8 protein-coding genes are annotated in these 7,661 nt (G+C 56.6%); 5 read left to right on the forward strand and 3 right to left on the reverse strand.

Annotated elements, in window-relative coordinates:
* Positions 1–52 precede the first annotated feature (52 nt).
* Positions 53–1,177 (reverse strand): anhydro-N-acetylmuramic acid kinase, encoded by a 1,125-nt coding sequence (gene anmK / locus KHQ28_RS19765; RefSeq protein WP_004143831.1) that lies wholly within the window; start codon positions 1,175–1,177, stop codon positions 53–55.
* Between the two features lie 267 nt (positions 1,178–1,444).
* Between anmK and slyB the strand changes: the two genes are divergently transcribed.
* Complete coding sequence (gene slyB / locus KHQ28_RS19770; protein ID WP_002907749.1) at positions 1,445–1,912, forward strand: outer membrane lipoprotein SlyB; 468 nt, start codon at positions 1,445–1,447, stop codon at positions 1,910–1,912.
* 222 nt (positions 1,913–2,134) lie between these two features.
* Entirely contained in the window at positions 2,135–3,496 is a 1,362-nt protein-coding gene (locus KHQ28_RS19775) for a GGDEF domain-containing protein (protein ID WP_020804619.1), read from the forward strand.
* Positions 3,497–3,529: 33 nt separating this feature from the next.
* Here KHQ28_RS19775 and slyA read toward each other — a convergent pair whose 3' ends face one another.
* Positions 3,530–3,970, reverse strand: coding sequence for a transcriptional regulator SlyA (slyA, locus tag KHQ28_RS19780; protein WP_004143833.1), 441 nt, complete (start codon positions 3,968–3,970; stop codon positions 3,530–3,532).
* 172 nt (positions 3,971–4,142) lie between these two features.
* Between slyA and KHQ28_RS19785 the strand changes: the two genes are divergently transcribed.
* Genes KHQ28_RS19785 through KHQ28_RS19795 form a run of 3 tightly spaced genes read left to right on the forward strand, consistent with a single transcriptional unit; the run spans position 4,143 to position 7,310 of the window.
* A complete protein-coding gene (locus KHQ28_RS19785) occupies positions 4,143–4,379 on the forward strand; it encodes a DUF1656 domain-containing protein (protein WP_004143834.1) in 237 nt (78 codons plus the stop codon).
* A 10-nt stretch (positions 4,380–4,389) separates the two neighbouring features.
* Complete coding sequence (locus KHQ28_RS19790; RefSeq protein WP_004143835.1) at positions 4,390–5,286, forward strand: HlyD family secretion protein; 897 nt, start codon at positions 4,390–4,392, stop codon at positions 5,284–5,286.
* A complete protein-coding gene (locus KHQ28_RS19795) occupies positions 5,286–7,310 on the forward strand; it encodes an FUSC family protein (RefSeq protein WP_032418893.1) in 2,025 nt (674 codons plus the stop codon). Before KHQ28_RS19790 ends, KHQ28_RS19795 begins: the two co-directional genes overlap by 1 nt.
* On the opposite strand, the gene sodC is transcribed toward KHQ28_RS19795, so the two are convergent.
* On the reverse strand, positions 7,303–7,661 hold a 359-nt coding region (gene sodC, locus KHQ28_RS19800; protein ID WP_211777657.1), incomplete at its 5' end, for a superoxide dismutase family protein. The two genes, KHQ28_RS19795 and sodC, sit on opposite strands and share 8 nt — an antisense overlap.

The following is a 7,661-nucleotide window of genomic DNA, read 5'->3' on the forward strand; positions in this document are numbered from 1 at the left end:
CCCTCCGCTTAACTTGTCCAGTTTACCGGTCGCGTCGTATTTAAGATTTCAGTTAACTCCGATTCTGCGGCGGGTTAGCCGGAAAAATGGCGCCCAGCACCGAGGCTTCGCTGGCGCCGGTCACGGAGGGCAGATTGCCCGGCAGACCAGCCAGCGTTCGCCAGGCCAGCCAGGCAAAGGCCAGCGCTTCCATATCATCGCCGCTGATCCCCGCCTCATCGGTGGTGGAGACCTCGGTTCCCGGCAGCAGCGCCGCCAGGCGCGCCATTAACAAGGGGTTACGCGCGCCGCCGCCGCACACTAACAAACGCTCGCAGCCGCCGCTTAACAATACCTGCTCACTGATGGTGACGGCGGTCAATTCCGCAAGCGTAGCCTGAACATCCTCCCCGCGTAGCCCCGGATAGCGGGCCATATGCTGCTCCAGCCAGCCGTAATTGAAATATTCCCGACCGGTGCTTTTCGGCGCCGGCAAGGCAAACCACGGATCGCTCAGCATGTCCTGCAGCAGCGGCAGCAGCACTTTACCTTCGCTAGCCCATTGGGCGTCCTTGTCGTACGGTTTGCCCTTCTGGCGCCAGATCCAGGCGTCCAGCAACATATTTCCGGGCCCGGTATCATAGCCGCGCACCGGCTGACCTGGCGCCAGCAGCGACACATTAGCGATCCCGCCGATATTGAGCACCATACGTCGCTCAACGGGGTGGGCCAGCAGCGCATGATGAAAAGCCGGCACCAGCGGCGCCCCCTGCCCGCCTAGCGCCATATCCCGGCGACGAAAATCCCCCACTACAGTTATCCCGGTGTGGGCGGCGATCTGGTTGTTATCACCAATTTGCAGGGTATGCGGAGCCTCTCCCTGCGGTTCATGCCATACGGTCTGTCCATGGCAGCCGATGGCGATGACGTCGGTGGGTTTGAGACTTTCCTGGCGCATCAGCGCCAGTACGGCATCGGCAAACAGCCGTCCCAGACGGGTGTCCAGACGACCTAGCTGCGAAAGGGTCAGCGACTGCCCCTGGCAAATCGCCAGAATCTCTTCTTTTATCGCGTGTGGAATGGGCCAGGTGAGACTAGCCTGCTGCGCCACCATGTTTTCAGTAATGGTGGCCAAAACGACATCGATACCATCCAGGCTGGTACCAGACATAACGCCAATAAAGCGACCCGATCTCATACGTTTTCCTTCATTCCATGACCCTTGTATGCCCTTCACTCCATCATAAAGTGTCGGCTAATGCTATGTTGTACTAATACTTTTTAACAATAGAGCGACAAATCAGAGAACATCGTAAAGAACCGGCGTTTAGTTGAGGTTGAAGCACCAGTGTTTATTATTTTTTGTATAGTCCAGGGAGAACCTATGCCCGCCGACGACTAAATGCCATATAATTAACCGTATGGACGTTCAATTGAACACCTTCGGTGAACAGGAGATTCATAAATGATTTTACGTGTTTTGGCTGTATCGATGATTGGTTTTACGCTCGCAGGCTGCGTGAGCAGCAGCGGCCTGTCCGGCGACGTTTATTCCGCATCTGAAGCCAAACAGGTGCAGAGCGTGACTTACGGTACCATCGTGCATACGCGCGCCGTACAGATCCAGAGCGGCGACGATAGCAATGCCATCGGGGCCATTGGCGGTGCGGTACTGGGCGGGTTCCTTGGAAACACCATCGGCGGCGGTACCGGACGCTCTCTGGCTACGGCGGCAGGTGCGGTCGCGGGCGGCGTAGCCGGTCAGGGCGTTCAGGGCGCGATGAATAAAACGCAGGGCGTTGAACTGGAAATCCGTAAGGACGATGGCAATACCATTATGGTAGTGCAGAAACAGGGCAGCACTCCGTTCTCCGTTGGTCAGCGCGTGGCCATTGCCGGCAGCGGCAGCCAGGTCACCGTCTCTCCGCGATAATTTCCCTTACGATGCGGCCGGTTGCGCCGCATCGTATTTTTCAGCCACGTTTATTTCGCCGTAATAAATTCGTAGTAACCATCAGACATATTTATTTTAATATTCCATGAATCATTGCGCCTGCGCAATATCTTATCTGCCCGCCCCTATTACCCTCAAGAACGTAAATTAGCCCTAGTGACTCATCGTCGCTGCCGTTGCCTTTTATGTGGAATATTGCCTATGCCCGAACATGTGCATCATATCGTTAAACGTCTAATCCTTTATATTTGCATTTGTTTACTGGCCGGGATTGGCATTTCCGGGATGACTGCTTTTTTTCATACCAGCTTCAGTAGTACTTCCTCAATATTATTTCCGCTGCTGACCAGTTTCCTGATGGTTTTTCATATTACCATTGCCTGTTTTATGGGCATGAAATACTGGAGCAGCAAGCGGCGTCTCTACCTTACTCCAGTCTCTTTCGGGTTTGCCTGCTCAGCGCTGCTGATGCTTGGCACGCTCAGCAGCTATCCGGACTGGCTTACCTGCAATCCGGCCCCGGTCGTTAATCAAAATGACGCCGTTATCTATTATTTCTTCCGCAATATAATGATGGCTGTGTTATTCATGTCATCTATTATTTTGTACTATTTTCGCCAGCGCATCATGCATTCGTGGAAAGCACACGTTCTTACATTTACAGCATGTATTCTTTTTACGTTGACCATTATTGTTTTATCATGGCTATACTCCAGCCATTCGCCGTGGCTGAGCGTCAATTTTATCGACGATCTGAGCCATACCTTTACCCCGTTGTGGCAAAGTATTATCGGCTGGCTGCTGATGGCAGTTTGGTTCATCACGCTGATTTTATTAATTAGCTTGAGTAAACTGCGTAATATTTTTTGGTTCAGCGGCGCTTTTTTTTGCAGCGCTTATTTGTTCACGCTTTTCCAGCTGCTCTCCACCGCAGGGGAGCTGGATCAGACCTGGTACCAGGCGCGTTTTTTCGAAACGCTATGCACCTTGTTCCTGATTCTGGTGCTACTGGTTGACGTCTTTATCCTCTATCGCGAGTCTAACCACAAATATGTCCATTCGTATCAGAATTCGATCCGCGACCCGTTGACCCGCCTCTACAACCGCAGCTTCTTCTACGACACCCTTAACCAACAGCTGGCGAAGGTGAATGCCCAGCATCCGCTGTCGGTGCTCATCAGCGACCTCGACCATTTCAAACGCATCAACGATAGCTACGGCCACGTCGCGGGCGACAAAGTGATCCAGTTCGCCGCCTCGGTGCTGGAAAGCCATTCGCGGGTAGATGACGCCGCCGCACGCATCGGCGGTGAGGAATTTGCTCTGCTGCTGGTTAACACCGGTGAAAAAGAAGCGCAAGCGATCGCCGAGCGTATCCGCCTGGCGGTCAGTGCCGGGGAGAGCCATTTACCGGAGCGAATGACCATCAGCATGGGGGTGTATACCACCCACGACAATAGCGTGACAGCGGAAGCGTGCGTTCAGCGCGCGGACGAAGCCATGTATGAAGCAAAGAATAACGGACGTAACCAGGTGATCGTCTGGCATCGGCAGGGAGGGTGAAAAAAGGCCCGGATTAGCCCGGGCCGCAAAGAATTAATCTTTAGCCTGGAGATCGAGGATATTTTGTTCAAGTTTACGGATTAAGTGGAGCAAGGTTTCCACTTCCTGCTTCGAGACCCCTGAGAGGATTTCATCACGGGTCTTACCTATCACCTCTTCCATCTCGTTGATCAGCGGTTCGGCTTTTTCCGTCAGCTTGATGCGTTTGGCCCGCCGATCGCTTGCGCAGGTCTGGCGAGAAATGAGCCCTTTCTCCTCCAGCTGATCGAGCGTGCGCACCAGCGACGGCTGTTCAATACCGATAGCTTTCGCCAGCTGGATCTGCGACTGCTCAGGCGGCAGCTGGTGGATGTTATGCAGCGTGACCCAGTGGGTCTGCGTTAACTCCAGAGGTTTCAGGCGATGGTCGATTAGCGCGCGCCAAACGCGAACTAAACGTGCCAGATCAGAACCAAGTGGCGATTCCAATTTCATCTCCTTATAATTAGCTTGCTAAGTTATTATACTGATTTTAGAATAGTGTGCAGCATTTGAATTATCAAAACAAATGAATTACTTGATTCAACAAAAACCAAAACAATGATTTACACTGTTAAAGAGTAGCACGTCCTGAGGTTACCCCTGTAATGGCAAAGGATTTTTGCTTGTGAAACTGAGTCTTAACACATCCGGATTGCCGCTGCAGGACCTGGTGTTCGGCGCATCCGTCTATTTCCCTCCGCTGTTCAAAGCCGTCTTGTTGGGTTTCTTTATCTGGTTGTTTTTACATCGCCAGCTGCGTGACTGGATGTATGCGGGCGACATCTGGCACCCGCTACTAATGGATCTCTCCCTGTTCGCGCTCTCGGTCTGTCTGGCCCTGGTATTACTCATTGCCTGGTGATCTCCCTGTTATGAAAAGATTAAAATATCTGTCAACGCTGCTGGTCGCGGCCGTCGCCCTGATTGCCGCATGGTTGTTATGGAATTTCTACACTCAGTCACCCTGGACCCGCGACGGCAAAGTGCGCGCCGAGCAGGTTGGGATCACCCCTCAGGTCTCCGGCAGTATTCTGCAGTTGAACGTAACCGATAACCAACGGGTCAAAGCCGGGGAAGTATTGTTTACCATCGACGACACCCCCTATCGCATCGCGGTGCTGAACGCCCAGGCGCAGCTGGCGAAAGCCCAGGCGGAGGTGGCGAAAGCGCAGGCGGAGCAAAGCAAGGCCGCCAGCGAGGCTCGCCGTCGCCGAAGCCTGTCGCAAAATGCCATCTCGGCTGAAGACCTTGAGAACGTCAATACCGCCCTGAATACCGCCACCACCACCCTGGCTGCCGCCAGAGCGGGGGTCGGCGTAACCGAAGCGGCGCTGAAACATGCGCAGTGGCAGCTCAGCCAGACGGTTGTCAAAGCGCCGGTGGATGGCTGGGTGACCAACCTTTCCACCCGCGTCGGTGATTACGCTACCACCGGCCATCCGGTCTTTGCCCTGGTGGACAGCCATTCGTTTTACGTACTGGGCTACTTCGAAGAGACCAAACTGCGCCACATTCGCATCGGCGATCCGGCACAAATTATTCTCTATAGCAATCAGCAGACGCTAAAGGGCCATGTCGCGAGCATCGGCCGCGCGATTGTCGACCAGAGCGTGGAACAGGGAACCGGGCTGGTGGCCAACATCAAACCAAATATCCCCTGGGTTCGTCTCGCCCAACGCGTTCCGGTGCGAATTGCCTTTGATACGCTGCCGGCCGATGTCACCCTGGTCTCCGGTACCACCTGCACTGTCTCAATTGGCGGGCAGTAATGAACCTGCAGACCCTGTCGTGGCGCGCACTCCCCTGGGTTAAAGCCACCCGGCCGCAGTGGCGGTACGCATTGCGTAACGGCATCGCGATGTGTCTTGCGCTGAGTATCGCCTATGCGCTGGATCTTGATGAGCCCTACTGGGCGATGACGTCCGCGGCGGTGGTCAGCTTTCCCACCGTCGGCGGCGTGATCAGTAAAAGTTTTGGCCGCATCGCAGGCAGCCTGCTCGGCGCCTGCGCCGCCCTGCTGCTTGCCGGTCATACACTCAACGATCCCTGGCTGTTTCTGTTCAGTATCTCCGGCTGGCTGGCGTTCTGCACCTGGGCCTGCGCCCTGTTCACCAACAACGTCGCCTACGCCTTTCAGCTGGCGGGCTATACCTGCGCCATCATCGTCTTTCCGGTGATTAACATCAGCGACAGCTACGAGCTGTGGGTCATCGCCCAGTCGCGCGTCTGCGAAGTCATCGTCGGGATCCTCTGCGGCGGGCTAATGATGATGATCCTGCCAAGCACCTCCGACGGCAGCAACCTGCTGACGGCCCTGAAAACCATGCACGCCCGGCTGCTGGAGCACGCCAGCCTGCTGTGGGTGCCGGAGACGACGGATGCCATTCGCACCGCCCATGAGAGCGTGATTGGCCAGATCCTGACCATGAACCTGCTGCGTATCCAGGCCTTCTGGAGCCACTACCGTTTCCGTCGGCAGAATTCTCTGCTGAACTACCTCCTGCATCAGCAGCTCAGAATGACCAGCGTCATCTCCAGTCTGCGACGGATGCTGCTGAACTGGCCTGACGCGCCGGCGAACACTCGCCAGGTACTGGAGTCGCTGCTCGCCGAGCTCGCCACCCCTCATGCCGACAGTTATCACGTTGCGCGGATCCTGGCGCCGCTGGCGCCGCGGCAGGATGCCGATTACCGGCACATCGCTTTCTGGGCGCGATTGCGCTATTTCTGTCGCATTTACCTGGAGAGCAGCCGCTGGATCCGCCGCGTTGAAAATGCCTCGGCGATCGCCGAGTTCAATGTGCCCGCCGCCCCGCCGTTAGCCCGCCATACCGATCAGGCGGAGGCGTTGCTCAACGGTGTCCGTACCTTTTGCGCGCTGGTGGCGATTGGCGCATGGGGGATCAGTACCCAGTGGACCAGCTGCGCGGCGGCCCTGACCCTGGCCTCCATCTGCTGCGTGCTCTACTCCGTATCCGCCTCGCCGTTTCGCTCGCTGACATTGCTGATGCAGACTCTGGTCCTGCTGTCGCTATTCAGTTTCGTGGTGAAGTTCGGCCTGATGGTGCAGGTAACCGACCTGTGGCAGTTTCTGCTGTTCCTGTTCCCGCTCCTGACCACCATGCAGTTACTCAAACTGCAGTGGCCCAAATACGCCGGCCTGTGGGGGCAGCTTATCGTCTTTATGGGCTCGTTTATCGCCGTCACCAACCCGCCGGTGTACGATTATGCGGCCTTTTTCAATGATAATTTGAGCAAGATTGTCGGGGTAGGCTTTGCCTGGCTGGCCTTTGCGGTACTGAGTCCGGGCTCTGACGCCCGCAAAGGGCGACGCCATATCAGAGCGTTACGGCGTCACTTTGTCGATCAGCTTAGCCGTCATCCTCAGCACAGTGAGCATGAATTTGAATCGCTGGTCTATCACCACGTCAGTCAGCTCAGCCAGAGTAAGGATGCCCTGGCGCGCCGCTGGCTGTTGCGTTGGGGCGTCGTGCTGCTCAATTGCTCGCACGTCGTCTGGCAGCTTCGCGAATGGGAAACCCGCTCCGATCCTCTCGCCCAGGTGCGCGACCTGTGCATCAACCTGTTACGCGATGTGATGAGCGAGCGCGGCGTGCAGCAGCGCCCGCTGGCCTCCACCCTGCAGGAGCTGCAGCGGATCTGCGACGCCCTGAACCACCATCATCAGCCGGCGGCGCGGGAACTGGCCGCCGCGATTTGGCGACTGTACTGCGCCCTGTCGCAGCTGGAACAGGCCCCGGTGGCCGGCACAATTGGCGAAGGAACTACTTAATCACCCCGCAGGCAAACCGTTCGCCGCCGCCGCCCAGCGGCTGCGGACTGTCGGCCATGTTATCCCCGCCTACGTGGACCATCAGCGCTTTCCCTTTCACCTCCGCCAGCGTTTTCAGGCGCGGAGCAATACTCGGCTGGTCGGCTACGCCCGCATCGTTGACCACCAGCAGGGGCAGGTCGCCAAGATGCCCGGCCCCCAACGGCCCTTCGTGTTTGCCGGTATGCTGCGGATCGTAATGTCCGCCCGCCGCCCCGGCGGCCACGGCTTTACCTTCTTTCATCGCCGGCTGGCAGCTGCCTTCGGCATGAATATGAAACCCGTGCTTACCCGGCGGTAGCGCACGTAGAG

It is taken from the genome of Klebsiella sp. 28 (assembly GCF_018223905.1).
GTDB lineage: Bacteria > Pseudomonadota > Gammaproteobacteria > Enterobacterales > Enterobacteriaceae > Klebsiella > Klebsiella pneumoniae.